Here is an 18,496-nt window from a genome sequence, read left to right on the forward strand (position 1 = left end):
GGTCAGGGGGAGGAAAGCGGAATCATTCGTCTTTATCGCGTGGGGCAGGCCAACGTCATGGGCTGACAATCGGCGAAGCAATATTGTTTTTTGTGCTTGAGATCTCAATTTTCTGCCGCAATAAACTAAAAAGCCCGGTCAAATGACCGGGCGCGAAGATTAATTCATAAACGCCGGCAGCTTGTGCTCATAGTCGGAAATAGCCGCTTCATGTTGCAGCGTCAGGCCGATGCTATCCAGGCCATTGAGCATGCAGTGGCGACGGAAATCGTCGATCTTAAAGCTGTAGGTTTTATCCCCCGCTTTAACCACCTGCGCTTCCAGGTCCACTTCAAACGTAATGCCCGGTTTGGCCTGCACCAGTTTGAACAGCTCGTCGACCTGCTCATCGCTCAACGTCACCGGCAGCAGCTGGTTGTTGAAGCTGTTGCCATAGAAAATATCGGCAAAGCTTGGGGCGATAACGACTTTAAAACCGTAATCGGTCAGCGCCCACGGCGCATGCTCGCGCGAGGAGCCACAGCCGAAGTTTTCCCGCGCCAGCAGGATAGATGCGCCTTTGTACTCAGGAAAGTTCAGCACGAACTCCGGGTTCGGCTGTTGACCTTTATCGTCGAGGAAGCGCCAGTCGTTGAACAGGTGCGCGCCAAAGCCGGTGCGGGTCACTTTCTGCAGAAACTGCTTGGGAATGATCGCGTCGGTATCGACGTTTGCAGCATCCAGCGGAACCACCAGGCCGGTATGTTGGGTAAATTTCTCTGCCATGATGGTCTCCTTACTTCAGATTACGGATATCGGCGAAATGGCCGGTCACAGCTGCCGCCGCGGCCATTGCCGGGCTCACCAGGTGCGTGCGTCCGCCGCGGCCCTGGCGGCCTTCAAAATTACGGTTGCTGGTGGAGGCGCAGCGCTCGCCCGGGTTCAGGCGGTCGTTGTTCATCGCCAGACACATAGAGCAGCCCGGTAAGCGCCACTCAAAGCCGGCTTCGATAAAGATCTTATCCAGGCCTTCCGCTTCCGCTTGCGCTTTCACCGGACCGGAACCCGGCACCACCAGCGCCTGGACGCCCGGCGCCACTTTACGCCCTTTGGCGATTTCCGCCGCCGCGCGCAAATCTTCGATACGCGAGTTGGTACAGGAGCCGATGAATACTTTATCGATAGCCACTTCCGTCAGCGGAATGCCGGATTTCAGCCCCATATAGGCCAGCGCTTTCTCGGCACTGGCGCGTTCCACCGGGTCGCTGAACGACGCAGGATCGGGGATATTATCGCTGACCGAAATCACCTGGCCCGGGTTGGTGCCCCAGGTCACCTGCGGGGCAATCTCAGCCGCCTGCAGCGTCACTACGATGTCAAATGTGGCGCCGTCGTCGGTTTTCAGGGTTTTCCAGTACGCCACCGCATCGTCAAAATCTTTGCCTTTCGGCGCGTGCAGACGGCCGCGTACGTAATTGAAGGTGGTTTCATCCGGCGCGACCAGGCCCGCTTTCGCGCCCATCTCGATCGCCATGTTGCACAGGGTCATGCGGCCTTCCATGCTCAGATCGCGGATCGCTTCGCCGCAGAACTCCACCACGTGGCCGGTGCCGCCGGCGCTGCCGGTTTTACCAATGATCGCCAACACGATATCTTTGGCGGTGATGCCCGGCGCCGCTTTGCCTTGCACTTCGATTTTCATGGTTTTCGCACGACCCTGTTTCAGGGTCTGGGTCGCCAGCACATGCTCTACTTCGGAGGTGCCGATGCCGAAGGCCAGCGCGCCGAAGGCGCCGTGGGTGGCGGTATGGGAGTCGCCGCACACAATGGTCATCCCCGGCAGGGTAACCCCTTGTTCCGGGCCCATCACGTGAACGATGCCCTGGTACGGGTGGTTCAGATCGTACAGCTCAACGCCGAACTCTTTACAGTTCTTAATCAGCTCCTGCATCTGAATGCGGGCCATCTCGCCGGACGCGTTAATATCTTTGGTCTGCGTCGAGACGTTGTGATCCATGGTGGCGAAGGTTTTACCCGGCTGGCGCACCTGGCGGCCGTGGGCGCGCAGGCCGTCAAAGGCCTGCGGGGAGGTGACTTCATGCACCAGATGGCGGTCGATATACAACAGCGGAGTTTCGTTTTGCGCCTCATACACCACGTGCGCATCAAACAATTTTTCGTATAACGTCTTCGCCATGATTACACCCCTTCTGCGACATAGCGGGCAATGATATCGCCCATTTCATCAGTGCTGACCGCTGCCGTGCCGCGCGCTAAATCGCCGGTACGAACGCCTTCCTCCAGAGCGCGGTTAATCGCGCTTTCAATCGCGCTCGCCGCCTCGTCAGCGTCGAGGCTATAGCGCAGCAGCAGCGCCAGGGAGAGGATCTGCGCGATCGGGTTAGCGATATTTTTGCCGGCGATATCCGGCGCCGAGCCGCCTGCTGGCTCGTACAGGCCGAAACCTTGTTCGTTGAGGCTGGCGGACGGCAGCATACCCATTGAGCCGGTGATCATTGCGCACTCGTCGGAGAGGATGTCGCCGAACAGGTTGGAGCACAGCAGCACGTCGAACTGGGACGGATCTTTAATCAGCTGCATGGTGGCGTTATCGATATACATATGCGCCAGCTCAACGTCCGGATACTCCTTGCCGATCTCGGTGACGATTTCGCGCCACAGAATGGACGACTGCAGGACGTTGGCCTTATCGATGGAGGTCACTTTGTGACGACGTTTACGGGCGGATTCAAACGCGATGCGCGCGATACGTTCGATTTCAAAGCGGTGATACACCTCGGTATCAAAAGCTTTCTCATGCTGACCGCTGCCTTCGCGACCTTTCGGCTGGCCGAAGTAGATGCCGCCGGTCAGTTCGCGAACGCAGAGAATGTCGAAGCCGTTGGCGGCGATGTCGGCGCGCAGCGGGCAGAACTCTTCCAGCCCCTGATACAGTTTGGCCGGGCGCAGGTTGCTGAACAGTTTAAAGTGTTTACGCAGCGGCAGCAGAGCGCCGCGCTCTGGCTGTTCTGCGGGCGGCAGGTGTTCCCACTTCGGGCCGCCGACGGAGCCGAACAGGATCGCGTCCGCCTGCTCGCATCCGGCGACGGTCGCCTGCGGCAGGGGAGTTCCCTGACGGTCGATGGCCGCGCCGCCGACGTCGTACTGGCTGGTGGTAATGTGCATGGCAAAACGTTGGCGCACGGCTTCCAGTACTTTCATCGCCTGGTTCATCACTTCCGGGCCAATGCCATCACCCGGCAAAACGGCAATATGGTAATTCTTCGACATTACACGGTTTCCTTATTGTTCTCTTTATTCTGAGCTTTGCGTTGCAATTCTTTTTCGACTTCGGCGGCGCGCCAGATGTTGTTCAGCACGTGAACCATCGCTTTGGCTGACGACTCTACGATATCTGTTGCCAGACCAACGCCGTGGAAACGGCGGCCGTTGTAGTCAACGACGATATCCACCTGGCCCAGGGCGTCTTTGCCGTGGCCTTTCGCGCTTAAGCCATATTTCACTAATTCAATGTTGTAATCGGTGACGCGGTTAATCGCCTGGTAGATAGCATCAACCGGACCGTTGCCGTTGGCGGCTTCCGTTTTGATCTCATCCCCGCAGACCAGTTTGATCGAGGCGGTCGCGATATCGCTGGAGCCGGACTGAACGTTGAAGTAATCCAGGCGGAAATGCTCCGGCTCTTCCTGCTGCTTGTTGATGAAGGCCAGCGCTTCCAGATCGTAATCGAAGACCTGGCCTTTTTTGTCCGCCAGCTTCAGGAACGCGTCGTACAGGTGATCCAGGTTGTAATCGCTCTCCTGGTAGCCCATCTCTTCCATCCGGTGTTTCACCGCCGCGCGGCCTGAGCGGGAAGTCAGGTTCAGCTGCACCTGGTTCAGGCCGATGGATTCCGGGGTCATGATTTCGTAGTTTTCGCGGTTCTTCAGCACGCCGTCCTGGTGGATACCGGAGGAGTGGGCGAAGGCGCCGGTGCCGACGATGGCTTTGTTCGCCGGGATCGGCATGTTGCAGATCTGGCTGACGGTCTGGCTGGTGCGCCAGATTTCATGGTGGTTGATATTGGTGTGCACGTTCATGATGTCTTTGCGCACTTTAATCGCCATGATGACCTCTTCCAGCGCGCAGTTGCCGGCACGCTCGCCGATACCGTTCATCGCGCCTTCTACCTGGCGGGCTCCGGCGTGGACCGCGGCGAGGGCGTTGCCGACGGCAATACCCAGGTCATCATGGGTATGGACGGAGATAATGGCTTTGTCGATATTCGGTACGCGCTCATACAGGCCGCTGATAATGTTGGCGTACTCGAACGGCATGGTGTAGCCGACGGTATCCGGAATATTAATGGTGGTGGCGCCAGCGTTAATCGCGGCTTCCACGACGCGAGCCAGGTCAGCAATCGGCGTACGGCCGGCGTCTTCACAGGAGAACTCGACATCGTTAGTGTAGTTGCGCGCCCGCTTCACCATATAAACCGCGCGTTCAATGACCTCATCCAGGGTGCTGCGCAGTTTGGTGGCAATATGCATCGGCGAGGTGGCGATGAAGGTGTGGATACGGAACGCTTCGGCCACTTTTAAGGATTCCGCCGCTACGTCGATATCTTTCTCGACGCAGCGCGCCAGGGCGCATACGCGGCTGTTCTTGATGGTGCGCGCGATGGTCTGCACGGATTCAAAATCGCCCGGAGAAGAAACCGGGAAACCGACTTCCATCACGTCAACACCCATGCGCTCGAGGGCCAGAGCAATCTGCAGCTTCTCTTTGACACTCAGGCTTGCCTGTAACGCTTGTTCGCCATCACGTAAGGTCGTATCGAAAATAATGACTTGCTGGCTCATGGTTTGGATCCTTAGTCTGTGTCCTGGCGCCTTGTTGACGAGCATAAAAAAACCCGCGCCAAGGCGCGGGTTTTATAGTCTTGCTGGAAGATGACTTAACGCTGAACGTCGCCCAACAGCCTACCGCGCAAATGGCATGCGTTTAGTAGTAGTAGGCTGGTGATGCGAGTGGTGCGAATCATTGCGTCAAACTCCAGATGAAATCGTTATGCTTTTAGAGTTACTGGATAGCCGTTTCAAAGTCAACCCCTGGCGTGGAAAAAGCGTTTTTGGTCCGCGGCGTGAATTAGCTAATTGTGCTGATGTTAGCCCTTTTTTGCCGAAGATCCTATTTTGGACCTGCGGGGGCGCACAGGGATATGTTTCATTTGAAAATGCACTTTGCATTAAAGGCCTCGCTCACGATGCGCCGCGAGCGAAGCGGTCAAAAATCGCTATCTGAATGAAATAATTATATTTATTTTTCGTGTGAATATGTCTACCCCTTAGCGGATCTTTTTTCAATGATAAATAGTTGTTAATTTTATGGGGTGGAAAATAAAATACTTTATTATTGCTTAAGTTACAGTTAACCATTGGTGTTGTTTTTATTTTCCTGGATTATGGTTAGACTCATCTTCATTAAGTAACTCATATTGTTTGAGCAGTTTATTTATTCCGGTGGTACCGGTTTGACACTGCCACTCATAGCCTTGATATATTCCTAAAATACACCTTTGCTATTTTGCAAATGTCATTGGCATGATAAATGATATTTTCGGCGCTAATTATAGCGGTTTAGTAAAGGGAATTCATCGTGACGGCGGAACTAGATATGTTAATTGAAAGTCCAGAATATAAATCAGCCCCCGGACAGGAAGTCGTAAAACCTCAACTACGGATGGTTGATCTCAATCTGCTTACCGTTTTTGATGCGGTTATGCAGGAACAGAATATTACCCGTGCCGCCCATACGCTCGGCATGTCTCAACCGGCGGTGAGCAACGCGGTTTCACGTCTGAAAGTGATGTTTAATGATGAGCTGTTTGTGCGCTATGGCCGCGGTATTCAGCCGACGGCGCGGGCCTATCAGCTGTTTGGCTCAGTGCGTCAGGCGCTGCAGCTGGTACAAAACGAATTGCCAGGCTCCGGTTTTGAACCCTTGAGCAGTGAGCGTGTTTTCAATCTGTGCGTCTGTAGCCCGCTGGATAACATCCTGACGTCGGTAATTTTTAATAAAGTCGCCGAAATCGCGCCCAATATTCATTTAGTCTTTAAATCAGCGCTTAATCAAAATACGGAACATCAGTTACGTTATCAGGAAACGGAATTTGTGATCGGTTATGAAGAGTTTCGTCGTCCTGAGTTTGCCTGTGTACCGCTATTCAAAGATGAAATGGTTCTGGTGGCTAGTCGCAACCATCCGCGTATCTCCGGACCGGTGATGGAGGCTGATATTTATCGCGAGGAGCATGCCACGGTGGCTCTCGATCGGTATGCCTCATTCAGTCTGCCGTGGTATGACACCGCCGATAAACAAGCGCGCATCGCATATCAAGGTAATGCGATGGTCAGCGTATTAAACGTGGTGTCGCAAACGCAGATGGTGGCCATTGCGCCGCGCTGGCTGGCAAATGAGTTTGCCGATAAGTTAGCGCTGCAGATATTACCTCTGCCGCTGAAGGTGAATAGCCGGACCTGCTATCTCTCCTGGCACGAAGCGGCGGGTCGCGATAAGGGCCATCAGTGGATGGAGGAGCTGCTGGTGGATATTTGTCAGCGCTGAGCCGATGGCAATAAGCATGAAAGGGGCTTCGGCTCCTTTTTTTATATGATTTAATTACAATAATGCGGAATTTTATGCTGTTTACCCTTTCGGTTGCTCTCCGCCCGTTAACAAAAAATGGATCAATTCCTGCTATCGCGCCTTTTCTCCGAGTATTTACTATTCTCTTTTCTTATCTCTGAAGCATTCCACCATATTTTCCTCTCTCCGCTTGTTTTTCTTCTTATTCTACTTAGAAAGCATCTCAGGTGGCGAATTGCCTGCCTGCTGGCGAGCAGTTATGGTAGTGGCATGCAGTTCATTCACCTCAGTGCGGAGGGGTACTCCTTCGCATCGTGCGAGCGCGCGGAAATTGAGTTCCGCTGTCGTAAAACAATAAGCCTGGAGGCAAACCATGGAGATGTTGTCAGGAGCCGAGATGGTCGTCCAATCGCTTGTCGATCAGGGCGTCAAGCAAGTATTCGGCTATCCCGGAGGCGCAGTCCTCGATATCTATGATGCGTTACATACCCTTGGCGGTATCGATCATGTGCTGGTTCGCCACGAGCAGGCGGCGGTGCATATGGCGGATGGCCTGGCGCGAGCGACCGGGGAGGTCGGTGTGGTGCTGGTGACCTCAGGGCCTGGGGCGACGAACGCCATCACCGGTATCGCGACGGCCTATATGGACTCTATCCCGCTGGTGATCCTCTCCGGGCAAGTGGCGACATCGCTTATCGGCTACGATGCCTTCCAGGAGTGCGACATGGTGGGGATTTCCCGCCCAGTGGTGAAGCACAGTTTCCTGGTGAAGCAGACCGAAGATATTCCCGGCGTGCTGAAGAAAGCCTTTTGGCTGGCGGCCAGCGGTCGCCCCGGGCCGGTGGTGGTCGATCTGCCGAAGGATATACTCAATCCGGCGAAGAAACTGCCGTACGTCTGGCCAGACGCGGTTAGCATGCGCTCGTATAACCCGACGACCAGCGGTCATAAAGGCCAGATCAAACGCGCCCTGCAGACCCTGGTGGCGGCGAGCAAGCCGGTCGTCTACGTCGGCGGCGGGGCGATCAATGCGCATTGCGAACCTCAGCTGCGCGAGCTGGTGGAAAAGCTGAAGCTGCCGGTGGCCTCCTCCCTGATGGGGCTGGGCGCTTTCCCGGCGACGCACTCGCAGGCGCTGGGGATGCTGGGCATGCACGGCACTTATGAAGCCAACATGACCATGCACCATTCAGACGTGATTTTTGCCGTCGGCGTTCGCTTTGACGATCGGACCACCAATAACCTGGCCAAATACTGTCCGAACGCGACTGTGCTGCATATCGATATCGATCCGACCTCAATCTCGAAAACCGTGCCAGCAGATGTGCCGATCGTCGGCGATGCCCGGCTGGTGCTGGAGCAGATGCTGGAGCTGCTGGAGCAGGAAGAGGCGCAGCAGCCGCTGGACGACATTCGCGACTGGTGGCAGCAGATTGAGCAGTGGCGCGCCCGCCATTGCCTGCGCTACGACGACCAGAGCGACAAGATCAAACCGCAGGCGGTGATAGAAACGATCTGGCGCCTGACTCAGGGCGATGCCTATGTCACTTCCGATGTGGGTCAGCACCAGATGTTCGCCGCCCTCTATTACCCCTTCGACAAGCCGCGGCGCTGGATTAACTCCGGTGGCCTCGGCACCATGGGCTTTGGCCTACCGGCTGCGCTGGGGGTCAAAATGGCTCTGCCGGACGAAATGGTCGTCTGCGTGACCGGTGACGGCAGTATCCAGATGAACATTCAGGAACTCTCTACTGCGCTGCAGTATGAGCTGCCGGTCCTGGTGCTTAACCTTAACAACCGCTATCTGGGGATGGTGAAGCAGTGGCAGGATATGCTTTATTCCGGGCGCCACTCGCAGTCCTATATGGAGTCGCTACCGGACTTCGTTCGTCTGGCGGAAGCCTACGGCCACGTTGGGATCCGCATCAGCGAGCCGCAGGAGCTGGAGACGAAGCTTGCAGAAGCCCTGGAGCAGGTGCGACAGCGCCGGCTGGTGTTTGTCGATGTCACCGTCGACGGCAGTGAGCATGTGTACCCCATGCAGATCCGCGGCGGCGGCATGGATGAAATGTGGTTGAGCAAAACGGAGAGGACCTGATTATGCGCCGGATATTATCGGTATTACTGGAAAACGAATCGGGCGCATTGTCCCGCGTTATCGGCCTCTTTTCCCAGCGCGGCTATAATATAGAAAGCCTGACTGTCGCCCCGACGGACGATCCGACCCTCTCCAGGATGACCATCCAGACCGTGGGCGATGAAAAAGCGATCGAGCAGATTGAAAAGCAGCTGCACAAGCTGGTGGATGTCCTGCGGGTCAGCGAGCTGGGGCAGGGGGCTCATGTCGAACGCGAAATCATGCTGGTGAAGGTCCAGGCCAGCGGTTACGGCCGTGAAGAAGTGAAGCGCAACACCGAAATCTTTCGTGGACAGATTATCGACGTGACGCCTTCTATCTATACCGTTCAACTCGCCGGCACCAGCGATAAGCTCGACGCTTTCCTGGCCTCCCTGCGCGATGTCGCTCGGATCGTGGAAGTGGCTCGCTCCGGCGTGGTCGGCCTGTCTCGCGGTGATAAAATCATGCGCTGAGGATCGGGAACTGATGCAAAAATAGCCCGGCAGCGACTGTCGGGCTTTTTTTTTGCGAAATCAGTAGGAACTGTAAGCGAAAGCGGTTGCTGCGCTAACTATTCTGCGCTTAGATGTTATAAAAAGGGTTCCATACCTGAATAATGGTTATGTTTGGCACTTCTTACCCAAGGGGCAATTGTGAAACTGGATGAAATCGCCCGGCTGGCCGGTGTTTCAAGAACCACCGCGAGCTATGTGATTAATGGCAAAGCGAAGCAGTACCGCGTAAGCGACAAAACGGTCGAAAAAGTGATGGCTGTCGTGCGAGAGCACAACTATCACCCGAATGCGGTCGCTGCTGGCCTGCGTGCAGGACGCACACGCTCTATCGGTCTGGTGATCCCGGATCTGGAGAACACCAGCTATACCCGCATTGCAAATTATCTGGAGCGGCAGGCGCGCCAGCGCGGCTATCAGTTGCTGATTGCCTGCTCGGAGGATCAGCCCGATAACGAAATGCGCTGTATCGAGCATCTGCTACAGCGCCAGGTGGACGCCATCATTGTTTCCACCTCGCTGCCGCCGGAGCACCCTTTTTATCAGCGCTGGGCTAACGATCCGTTTCCGATTGTCGCCCTCGACCGCGCCCTTGACCGCGAGCACTTCACCAGCGTCGTCGGCGCTGACCAGGATGATGCCGAGATGCTCGCCGCCGAGTTGCGGACTTTTCCCGGCGAAACGGTGCTTTATCTGGGCGCGCTGCCGGAACTGTCGGTGAGCTTCCTGCGCGAGCAAGGCTTCCGTAAAGCCTGGCAGGACGATCCGCGTGAGGTGCATTATCTCTATGCCAACAGCTACGAGCGAGAAGCGGCGGCCCAGCTGTTTGAGAAATGGCTTGAAACCCATCCGATGCCGCAGGCGCTGTTCACCACCTCTTTCCCGTTGCTGCAGGGCGTCATGGATGTGACGCTGCGCCGTGAGGGTAAACTGCCTTCCGAGCTGGCGATCGCCACCTTCGGCGATAATGAGCTGCTCGATTTCCTGCAGTGTCCGGTACTGGCCGTGGCCCAGCGCCATCGCGATGTCGCTGAGCGGGTGCTCGAGATCGTCCTCGCCAGCCTCGATGAACCGCGCAAGCCGAAGCCGGGCCTCAGCCGTATTCGTCGTAATCTTTATCGCCGCGGCAGCCTGAATCGCCGTTAAGGGCGCAATATCGTCAGCACCCAGGATTAATCCTGGCAGGCCTGCCAGAGAGCAGGCCGCTGGCGATAAATCAGGCAACTGACGTCCAGAATGCAAAACTGAATATATTTCAGACAAATCCCTAAACTTCTTTACGCGTTATTTTGTTTTATTCGCTGGCAATCGTTTTGCGACTCAAAACGGGACACAAAAAATGATTGTGCCGGCTTTAATTGTATTATTTTGTTACATTCACCAGGTTAATTGCTGAATTAACACCCATTTTGTTAGCCCCAACCTTTCTCTCCTGCCTTATCCCGCGCCTGGTCAGCCCTTCAGCCAGCAACAGGTACTGTTAACGGCCGGCATAATGGCCTAAAATGCCGCTCGCGTCGCAAACTGACACTTTATATTTTCCCGCCGAAGATATTTTGATGTTTATAACTGTTACGAGTTTGTTGGTTATTTTCTTACACGTATTCATAACGTTAATTTGCCTCGCCTGTTGATGATTTTTTCATCAGGGCTAATGTCGGCTGTAAATAATGGGTTTTTGAGCTCCGTTGGCATTCGTGCTGGCTTGACAAGCTTTTCCTCCGCTCCGTAAACTCCTTGTGGTGGGAATTTGTGGGATAAAGTGGCGAAAAGGGGTGAGGCTGGCATGTTCCGTGGAGCAACGTTAGTCAATCTCGACAGCAAAGGCCGCCTGGCCGTGCCAACGCGCTATCGCGATGGGCTGATCGAGGACGCTGCCGGTCAATTGGTATGCACCATTGACATTCATCACCCGTGCCTGCTGCTTTATCCATTGCCTGAATGGGAAGTCATCGAGCAGAAATTGTCGCGTTTATCGAGCATGAATCCCGTTGAGCGGCGCGTACAGCGTTTGCTTCTGGGTCATGCCAGCGAATGTCAGATGGATAATGCCGGTCGCTTGCTGATAGCGCCGGTGTTACGGCAGCATGCCGGGCTGACAAAAGAAGTGATGCTGGTCGGGCAGTTTAATAAATTTGAACTGTGGGACGAAACGACCTGGTATCAACGGGTCAAGGAAGATATCGACGCTGAGCAGTCCGCGACCGGTGAACTGTCGGAGCGCCTGCAGGATTTGTCTTTATAAAAATGATGGAAAATTTTAAACACACTACGGTACTTCTGGATGAAGCCGTCAACGGCCTTAATATTCGTCCAGACGGTATCTATATTGATGGTACCTTTGGTCGCGGCGGTCACTCGCGCCTGATCCTCTCCCAACTGGGAGCGGAAGGACGCTTGCTGGCAATCGATCGCGATCCTCAGGCGATTGCCGTCGCGCAAACCATCGATGATCCCCGCTTTTCCATCGTACATGGTCCATTTTCACAGCTTGCTGAGTACGTCGGCGAGCGCAATCTTACCGGTAAGATCGACGGCATTCTGCTCGATCTTGGCGTCTCTTCCCCGCAGCTTGACGATGCGGAACGCGGCTTTTCCTTTATGCGCGACGGGCCGCTGGATATGCGCATGGATCCGACGCGCGGTCAGTCCGCGGCCGAATGGCTGCAGACCGCTGAAGAAGCGGATATCGCCTGGGTGATTAAAACCTTTGGCGAAGAGCGTTTCGGTAAACGGATCGCCCGCGCGATCGTCGAACGTAATCGCATTGCACCGATGACCCGCACCAAAGAGCTGGCGGAGGTCATCGCCGCGGCGATGCCGGTAAAAGATAAGCACAAACATCCCGCGACCCGTACCTTCCAGGCGGTGCGCATTTGGGTAAACAGTGAACTGGAGGAGATAGAGCAGGCGCTAAAAAGCTCGCTCAGCGTGCTGGCCCCGGGCGGGCGGCTATCGATCATTAGTTTTCATTCGCTGGAAGATCGCATTGTAAAGCGCTTTATGCGTGAGCAAAGCCGCGGTCCGCAGGTTCCGGCGGGAATACCGATGACCGAATCGCAGCTCAAAAAACTGGGCGGCCGTGAGTTACGAGCACTAGGCAAGTTGATGCCGGGCGAAGAAGAGGTGGCAGAGAATCCACGTGCCCGTAGTTCAGTGCTGCGTATCGCAGAGAGGACGAACGCATGATCGGCAGAGTGACAGAGGCCTTAAGCAAAGTTAAAGGGTCGATTGGAAGCAACGAGCGCCATGCTTTGCCTGGCGTGATCGGGGACGACCTTCTGCGGTTTGGGAAACTGCCACTCTGCCTGTTCATTTGCATCATTATTACGGCGATTACCGTGGTCACCACCGCGCACCACACGCGCCTGTTGACCGCGCAGCGTGAACAACTGGTTCTGGAACGCGACGCCCTGGACATTGAGTGGCGCAACCTGATCCTCGAAGAGAACGCGCTCGGCGATCACAGTCGGGTTGAACGGATCGCGACCGAGAAGTTGCAGATGCAACACGTCGATCCATCACAAGAAAATATCGTTGTACAGAAATAAGGATTATTGCGACGGATGAAAGCAGCGCCAAAAACGCCAAAAGCAAAACGTCAGGAAGAACAGGCCAACTTTATCAGTTGGCGTTTTGCGTTGCTGTGCGGCTGCATTCTGCTGGCGCTGACTTTCCTGCTGGGGCGCGTTGCCTGGCTACAGGTGGTCAGCCCGGATATGCTGGTGCGTCAGGGCGATATGCGTTCCCTGCGCGTACAGGAAGTGTCCACCGCGCGCGGGATGATTACCGACCGCTCCGGACGTCCGCTGGCGGTCAGCGTGCCGGTGAAAGCTATCTGGGCCGATCCGAAAGAACTCCATGATGCCGGCGGGGTAACCCTGGATACGCGCTGGAAGGCGCTGGCGGATGCCCTCAATATGCCGCTGGATCAGCTGGCGACGCGCATCAATACCAATCCGCGGATGCGTTTCATCTATCTGGCGCGTCAGGTTAACCCTGACATGGCCGACTACATCAAAAAACTGAAGCTGCCGGGCATTCATCTGCGTGAAGAATCCCGTCGTTACTACCCTTCCGGGGAAGTGACCGCTCACCTCATCGGTTTTACCAACGTCGACAGCCAGGGGATTGAAGGGGTCGAAAAAAGCTTTGATAAATGGCTCACCGGCCAGCCGGGCGAGCGTATCGTGCGTAAAGACCGCTATGGCCGGGTAATTGAAGACATCTCTTCCACCGACAGCCAGGCGGCGCACAACCTGGCGCTGAGCATCGATGAGCGTCTGCAGGCGCTGGTCTATCGTGAGCTGAACAACGCCGTGGCCTTTAACAAAGCCGAGTCCGGCAGCGCGGTGTTAGTGGACGTGAACACCGGCGAAGTGCTGGCGATGGCCAACAGCCCGTCCTACAACCCAAACAACTTCGCCGGCACGGCGAAAGACACCATGCGTAACCGCGCCATCACCGACGTCTTCGAACCGGGTTCGACGGTGAAGCCGATGGTGGTGATGACGGCGCTGCAGCGCGGTATCGTCAACGAAAATACCGTGCTCAATACCGTGCCTTATCGAATTAACGGCCACGAAATTAAAGACGTGGCGCGCTACAGCGAATTGACCCTGACCGGGGTGCTACAGAAGTCGAGTAACGTCGGTGTTTCTAAGCTGGCGTTAGCGATGCCGTCCTCAGCGTTAGTAGATACTTACTCACGTTTTGGGCTTGGAAAGGCGACCAATTTGGGGTTGGTCGGAGAACGCAGTGGCTTATATCCTCAAAAACAACGGTGGTCTGACATAGAGAGGGCCACCTTTTCTTTCGGCTACGGGCTAATGGTAACCCCGTTACAGTTAGCGCGAGTCTACGCAACGATTGGCAGCTACGGCATCTATCGCCCGCTGTCGATTACCAAAGTTGATCCACCGGTTCCGGGCGAGCGTGTCTTCCCGGAATCACTCGTTCGTACCGTCGTTCATATGATGGAAAGCGTGGCGCTGCCCGGCGGCGGCGGCGTGAAAGCGGCGATCAAAGGCTATCGCATCGCGATTAAAACCGGTACGGCGAAAAAAGTGGGGCCGGATGGCCGCTATATCAACAAATATATTGCTTACACCGCAGGCGTTGCGCCCGCCAGCCATCCGCGCTTTGCGCTGGTGGTTGTGATCAACGACCCGCAGGCAGGTAAATACTACGGTGGCGCCGTTTCCGCGCCGGTGTTCGGTGCCATCATGGGCGGCGTATTGCGCACCATGAACATCGAACCGGATGCGCTGGCAACGGGCGAAAAAAGTGAATTTGTAATTAATCAAGGCGAGGGAACAGGTGGCAGATCGTAATTTGCGCGACCTTCTCGCTCCATGGGTGCCAAACGCACCGGAGCGCATTCTGCGAGAGATGACGCTGGACAGCCGGGTGGCGGCTTCCGGCGATCTCTTTATCGCGGTACAGGGTCATCAGGCGGACGGGCGTCGTTATATCCCGCAGGCGATAGCGCAAGGTGTGGCTGCCATTATTGCTGAAGCGCAGGGCGAAGCGAAAGACGGTGAGATCCGTGAAATGCACGGCGTGCCGGTTATCTACCTGAGCCAGCTTAACGAACGTTTATCGGCGCTGGCCGGGCGTTTTTATCATCAGCCGTCGCAGCAGCTGCGTCTGGTGGGCGTGACCGGTACCAACGGCAAAACCACCACCACCCAGCTTCTGGCGCAATGGGCGAAACTGCTCGGCGAAACCAGCGCGGTGATGGGGACCGTCGGCAACGGGCTGCTGGATAAAGTGGTGCCGAGCGAAAACACCACCGGCTCTGCGGTCGATGTTCAGCACGTGCTTTCCGGCCTGGTCGAGCAGGGGGCAACCTTCGGCGCGATGGAAGTCTCTTCCCACGGGCTGGTGCAGCACCGCGTGGCGGCCGTGCAGTTTGCCGCCTCGGTATTTACCAACCTGAGCCGCGACCACCTCGACTACCATGGCGATATGGCGCACTACGAAGCGGCGAAATGGCTGCTGTACTCCACCCACCATTGCGGCCAGGCCATCGTCAACGCTGACGATGAAGTCGGTCGTCGCTGGCTGGCGAAGCTACCGGACGCGGTGGCGGTGTCGATGGAAGATCATATCAATCCGAACTGCCACGGCCGCTGGCTGAAGGCCACCGCGGTCAACTATCACGACAGCGGCGCCACCATCCAGTTTGACTCCAGCTGGGGCAACGGTGAAATCGAAAGTCGCCTGATGGGCGCCTTTAACGTCAGCAACCTGCTGCTGGCGCTGGCCACGCTGCTGGCGCTGGGCTATCCGCTGGCCGATCTGCTGAAAACGGCGGCTCGTTTACAGCCGGTATGCGGCCGTATGGAAGTGTTCAGCGCGCCCGGTAAACCGGCCGTGGTGGTGGATTATGCCCATACGCCTGACGCGCTGGAAAAAGCGCTGCAGGCCGCGCGCCTGCACTGCAGCGGCAAGCTGTGGTGCGTCTTCGGCTGCGGCGGAGACCGCGACAAAGGCAAGCGTCCGCTGATGGGGGCGATTGCTGAAGAGTTCGCCGATATCGTGGTCGTCACTGACGACAACCCGCGTACCGAAGAGCCGCGGGCGATTATCAACGATATTCTGGCCGGCATGCTCGATGCAGGTCATGCAAAAGTGATGGAAGGCCGTGCGGAAGCGGTGACCAACGCCGTGATGCAGGCGCAGGAGAACGACGTGGTGCTGGTGGCGGGTAAAGGCCATGAAGATTACCAGATCGTCGGCAACCGTCGTCTGGATTATTCCGACCGCGTCACCGTCGCGCGTCTGCTGGGAGCGGTAGCATGATTCGCTTTACGTTAAGCCAGCTCGCCGCGATCGCTCATGGCGAACGGCAGGGTAGCGATATCGCTATCGACGAGGTGACCACCGACACCCGTAAAATCACGGCGGGCTGCCTGTTTGTGGCGCTGAAAGGCGAGCGTTTCGACGCCCATGATTTTGCCGAACAGGCGAAAGCGGCAGGCGCCGGCGCGCTGCTGGTGAGCCGTCCGCTACCCTGCGATCTCCCGCAGGTGATCGTGAAAGATACCCGGCAGGCTTTCGGCGAGTTGGCCGCCTGGGTACGTCAGCAGGTGCCGACCCGCGTCGTCGCCCTGACCGGCTCGTCTGGTAAAACCTCGGTCAAAGAGATGACCGCGGCGATCCTCAGCCAGTGCGGCAACACGCTGTATACCGCCGGCAACCTGAACAACGATATCGGCGTGCCGATGACCCTGCTGCGTCTGACCAAAGAACATCAGTACGCGGTGATTGAGCTTGGCGCCAACCACCAGGGCGAAATCGCGTGGACCGTCAGCCTGACGCGTCCGGAAGCGGCGCTGGTCAACAACCTTGCCGCCGCGCACCTTGAAGGTTTCGGCTCGCTGGCGGGCGTGGCGAAGGCGAAGGGCGAAATCTATACCGGTCTGCCGGAAAACGGCATCGCCATTCTCAATGCCGACAACAACGACTGGCTGAACTGGCAGGCGGTGATTGGCGATCGCAAAGTGTGGCGCTTCTCGCCGAACGCGGCCAACAGCGATTTCACCGCGACTAACGTGCAGATCACCAGCCACGGCACCGAATTTACGCTGCAGACCCCAACCGGCAACGTTGACGTACTGCTGCCGCTGCCGGGACGCCACAACATCGCTAACGCGCTGGCGGCGACCTCGCTGGCGATGGCGGTAGGCGCCGATCTGGCGGCGGTGAAAGCCGGTCTGGCGCAGCTGCAGGCCGTTCCGGGACGTCTGTTCCCGATCCGCCTGACCGAGAGTCAGCTGCTGCTGGATGACTCCTATAACGCTAACGTCGGTTCGATGACCGCGGCGGTGCAGGTGCTGTCAGAGATGCCCGGCTTTCGGGCGATGGTGGTCGGCGATATGGCGGAGCTTGGCGCGGAAAGCGCGGCTTGCCATCGTGAAGTCGGCGAAGCGGCGAAAGCGGCAGGGCTGGATTGTGTTCTCAGCGTCGGCGCCTTGAGCGCGGATATCAGCCGCGCCAGCGGCGTGGGCGAACATTTTAACGATAAAGCCGCCGTGGTGGCTCGCCTGCGCGAGCTGCTGGCGGAGCATAAGATAATGACCATTTTAGTGAAGGGTTCACGTAGTGCCGCCATGGAAGAGGTAGTACGCGCATTACAGGAGACTGGGACATGTTAGTATGGCTGGCCGAACATTTGGTCAAATATTATTCCGGCTTTAACGTCTTTTCGTATTTGACGTTTCGCGCCATCGTCAGCCTGCTGACCGCGCTGTTCATCTCTCTGTGGATGGGCCCGCGCATGATCGCCCGTCTGCAAAAACTCTCCTTCGGCCAGGTGGTTCGTAACGACGGTCCGGAGTCCCACTTCAGCAAACGCGGCACGCCGACCATGGGGGGGATCATGATCCTCACTGCGATCACCGTCTCCGTTCTGCTGTGGGCTTACCCCTCCAACCCGTACGTCTGGTGCGTGCTGACGGTATTAATCGGCTACGGGATCATCGGCTTCGTTGATGACTACCGTAAAGTGGTGCGCAAAGACACCAAAGGCCTGATCGCCCGCTGGAAATATTTCTGGATGTCGGTGATCGCGCTGGGCGTGGCGTTCGCGCTCTATCTGGCCGGGAAAGACACCCCGGCGACCGAGCTGGTGGTGCCGTTCTTTAAAGACGTTATGCCGCAGCTGGGGCTGTTCTATATCCTGCTGGCCTACTTCGTGATCGTCGGCACCGGCAATGCGGTTAACCTGACCGACGGTCTCGACGGCCTGGCGATCATGCCCACCGTCTTCGTCGCGGCGGGTTTTGCGCTGGTGGCGTGGGCGACCGGTAACATGAATTTCGCCAACTACCTGCACATCCCCTATCTGCGCCACGCCGGCGAACTGGTGATCGTCTGTACGGCGATCGTCGGCGCGGGGCTGGGCTTTCTGTGGTTTAACACCTATCCGGCGCAGGTCTTTATGGGCGACGTCGGTTCGCTGGCGCTCGGCGGCGCGCTGGGCATTATCGCCGTGCTGCTGCGTCAGGAATTCCTGCTGGTGATTATGGGCGGCGTTTTCGTGGTGGAGACCCTGTCGGTGATCCTGCAGGTCGGCTCCTTTAAGCTGCGCGGTCAGCGTATCTTCCGCATGGCGCCGATCCACCACCACTATGAACTGAAAGGCTGGCCGGAGCCGCGCGTTATCGTGCGCTTCTGGATTATTTCGCTGATGCTGGTGCTGATTGGCCTGGCGACGCTGAAGGTACGTTAA

The 18,496-nt window shown here is 56.8% G+C and carries 16 protein-coding genes; 11 read left to right on the top strand and 5 right to left on the bottom strand.

Annotated elements, in window-relative coordinates:
- Positions 1–159: 159 nt before the first annotated feature.
- The 5 genes from leuD to leuL form a co-directional block, all read right to left on the bottom strand.
- A complete protein-coding gene (gene leuD, locus ACOI6Z_RS21335; RefSeq protein ID WP_048336394.1) occupies positions 160–765 on the bottom strand; it encodes a 3-isopropylmalate dehydratase small subunit in 606 nt (201 codons plus the stop codon).
- A 10-nt stretch (positions 766–775) separates the two neighbouring features.
- Positions 776–2,176 carry a 3-isopropylmalate dehydratase large subunit gene (gene leuC, locus ACOI6Z_RS21340; RefSeq protein WP_065813025.1) on the bottom strand — a complete coding sequence of 467 codons (1,401 nt, stop codon included), beginning with the start codon at positions 2,174–2,176 and terminating at the stop codon, positions 776–778.
- Positions 2,177–2,178: 2 nt separating this feature from the next.
- Complete coding sequence (leuB, locus tag ACOI6Z_RS21345; RefSeq protein WP_023291974.1) at positions 2,179–3,270, bottom strand: 3-isopropylmalate dehydrogenase; 1,092 nt, start codon at positions 3,268–3,270, stop codon at positions 2,179–2,181.
- Positions 3,270–4,841 carry a 2-isopropylmalate synthase gene (gene leuA, locus ACOI6Z_RS21350; protein WP_023291975.1) on the bottom strand — a complete coding sequence of 524 codons (1,572 nt, stop codon included), beginning with the start codon at positions 4,839–4,841 and terminating at the stop codon, positions 3,270–3,272. The genes leuB and leuA overlap by 1 nt, the downstream gene beginning before the upstream one ends.
- A gap of 95 nt (positions 4,842–4,936) precedes the next feature.
- Complete coding sequence (gene leuL / locus ACOI6Z_RS21355; protein WP_017901192.1) at positions 4,937–5,023, bottom strand: leu operon leader peptide; 87 nt, start codon at positions 5,021–5,023, stop codon at positions 4,937–4,939.
- A gap of 614 nt (positions 5,024–5,637) precedes the next feature.
- Here leuL and leuO point away from each other — a divergent pair.
- The 11 genes from leuO to mraY all read left to right on the top strand — a co-directional run bounded on the left by leuO (position 5,638) and on the right by mraY (position 18,496).
- Entirely contained in the window at positions 5,638–6,606 is a 969-nt protein-coding gene (gene leuO, locus ACOI6Z_RS21360; protein WP_074423664.1) for a transcriptional regulator LeuO, read from the top strand.
- Positions 6,607–7,000: 394 nt separating this feature from the next.
- Positions 7,001–8,725, top strand: a complete 1,725-nt coding sequence (gene ilvI, locus ACOI6Z_RS21365; RefSeq protein WP_002888534.1) for an acetolactate synthase 3 large subunit — start codon at positions 7,001–7,003, stop codon at positions 8,723–8,725.
- Between the two features lie 2 nt (positions 8,726–8,727).
- On the top strand, positions 8,728–9,219 hold the full coding sequence (gene ilvN / locus ACOI6Z_RS21370) for an acetolactate synthase small subunit (RefSeq protein WP_002888536.1): 492 nt from the start codon (positions 8,728–8,730) through the stop codon (positions 9,217–9,219).
- Positions 9,220–9,399: 180 nt separating this feature from the next.
- Entirely contained in the window at positions 9,400–10,404 is a 1,005-nt protein-coding gene (gene cra / locus ACOI6Z_RS21375; protein ID WP_004145952.1) for a catabolite repressor/activator, read from the top strand.
- 640 nt (positions 10,405–11,044) lie between these two features.
- The gene (mraZ, locus tag ACOI6Z_RS21380) at positions 11,045–11,503 is read left to right on the top strand and encodes a division/cell wall cluster transcriptional repressor MraZ (protein WP_004204327.1); all 459 of its coding nucleotides are present in this window, start codon (positions 11,045–11,047) and stop codon (positions 11,501–11,503) included.
- Between the two features lie 2 nt (positions 11,504–11,505).
- Positions 11,506–12,447 (top strand): 16S rRNA (cytosine(1402)-N(4))-methyltransferase RsmH, encoded by a 942-nt coding sequence (gene rsmH / locus ACOI6Z_RS21385; protein ID WP_004204328.1) that lies wholly within the window; start codon positions 11,506–11,508, stop codon positions 12,445–12,447.
- Positions 12,444–12,809 carry a cell division protein FtsL gene (gene ftsL / locus ACOI6Z_RS21390; protein ID WP_002888550.1) on the top strand — a complete coding sequence of 122 codons (366 nt, stop codon included), beginning with the start codon at positions 12,444–12,446 and terminating at the stop codon, positions 12,807–12,809. The genes rsmH and ftsL overlap by 4 nt, the downstream gene beginning before the upstream one ends.
- Before the next feature lie 15 nt (positions 12,810–12,824).
- Positions 12,825–14,591 (top strand): peptidoglycan glycosyltransferase FtsI, encoded by a 1,767-nt coding sequence (locus ACOI6Z_RS21395; RefSeq protein ID WP_023291977.1) that lies wholly within the window; start codon positions 12,825–12,827, stop codon positions 14,589–14,591.
- Complete coding sequence (gene murE, locus ACOI6Z_RS21400; RefSeq protein WP_023291978.1) at positions 14,578–16,065, top strand: UDP-N-acetylmuramoyl-L-alanyl-D-glutamate--2,6-diaminopimelate ligase; 1,488 nt, start codon at positions 14,578–14,580, stop codon at positions 16,063–16,065. The genes ACOI6Z_RS21395 and murE overlap by 14 nt, the downstream gene beginning before the upstream one ends.
- Complete coding sequence (murF, locus tag ACOI6Z_RS21405) at positions 16,062–17,420, top strand: UDP-N-acetylmuramoyl-tripeptide--D-alanyl-D-alanine ligase (protein ID WP_065813027.1); 1,359 nt, start codon at positions 16,062–16,064, stop codon at positions 17,418–17,420. The genes murE and murF overlap by 4 nt, the downstream gene beginning before the upstream one ends.
- The gene (mraY, locus tag ACOI6Z_RS21410; protein ID WP_004204335.1) at positions 17,414–18,496 is read left to right on the top strand and encodes a phospho-N-acetylmuramoyl-pentapeptide-transferase; all 1,083 of its coding nucleotides are present in this window, start codon (positions 17,414–17,416) and stop codon (positions 18,494–18,496) included. Before murF ends, mraY begins: the two co-directional genes overlap by 7 nt.

This window comes from Klebsiella sp. C239, assembly GCF_048822715.1.
GTDB classification, from domain to species: Bacteria; Pseudomonadota; Gammaproteobacteria; order Enterobacterales; family Enterobacteriaceae; genus Klebsiella; species Klebsiella quasipneumoniae.

What these genes read in the sequence shown, in the direction of transcription:
- ftsL (WP_002888550.1), top strand. Translation starts at nt 12,444, where the DNA reads ATGATCGGCAGAGTGACAGAGGCCTTAAGCAAAGTTAAAGGGTCGATT.
- leuL (WP_017901192.1), bottom strand. Translation starts at nt 5,023, where the DNA reads ATGATTCGCACCACTCGCATCACCAGCCTACTACTACTAAACGCATGC.
- murF (WP_065813027.1), top strand. Translation starts at nt 16,062, where the DNA reads ATGATTCGCTTTACGTTAAGCCAGCTCGCCGCGATCGCTCATGGCGAA.
- leuC (WP_065813025.1), bottom strand. Translation starts at nt 2,176, where the DNA reads ATGGCGAAGACGTTATACGAAAAATTGTTTGATGCGCACGTGGTGTAT.
- ACOI6Z_RS21395 (WP_023291977.1), top strand. Translation starts at nt 12,825, where the DNA reads ATGAAAGCAGCGCCAAAAACGCCAAAAGCAAAACGTCAGGAAGAACAG.
- mraY (WP_004204335.1), top strand. Translation starts at nt 17,414, where the DNA reads ATGTTAGTATGGCTGGCCGAACATTTGGTCAAATATTATTCCGGCTTT.
- mraZ (WP_004204327.1), top strand. Translation starts at nt 11,045, where the DNA reads ATGTTCCGTGGAGCAACGTTAGTCAATCTCGACAGCAAAGGCCGCCTG.
- leuA (WP_023291975.1), bottom strand. Translation starts at nt 4,841, where the DNA reads ATGAGCCAGCAAGTCATTATTTTCGATACGACCTTACGTGATGGCGAA.
- leuD (WP_048336394.1), bottom strand. Translation starts at nt 765, where the DNA reads ATGGCAGAGAAATTTACCCAACATACCGGCCTGGTGGTTCCGCTGGAT.
- ilvN (WP_002888536.1), top strand. Translation starts at nt 8,728, where the DNA reads ATGCGCCGGATATTATCGGTATTACTGGAAAACGAATCGGGCGCATTG.
- leuB (WP_023291974.1), bottom strand. Translation starts at nt 3,270, where the DNA reads ATGTCGAAGAATTACCATATTGCCGTTTTGCCGGGTGATGGCATTGGC.
- rsmH (WP_004204328.1), top strand. Translation starts at nt 11,506, where the DNA reads ATGATGGAAAATTTTAAACACACTACGGTACTTCTGGATGAAGCCGTC.
- ilvI (WP_002888534.1), top strand. Translation starts at nt 7,001, where the DNA reads ATGGAGATGTTGTCAGGAGCCGAGATGGTCGTCCAATCGCTTGTCGAT.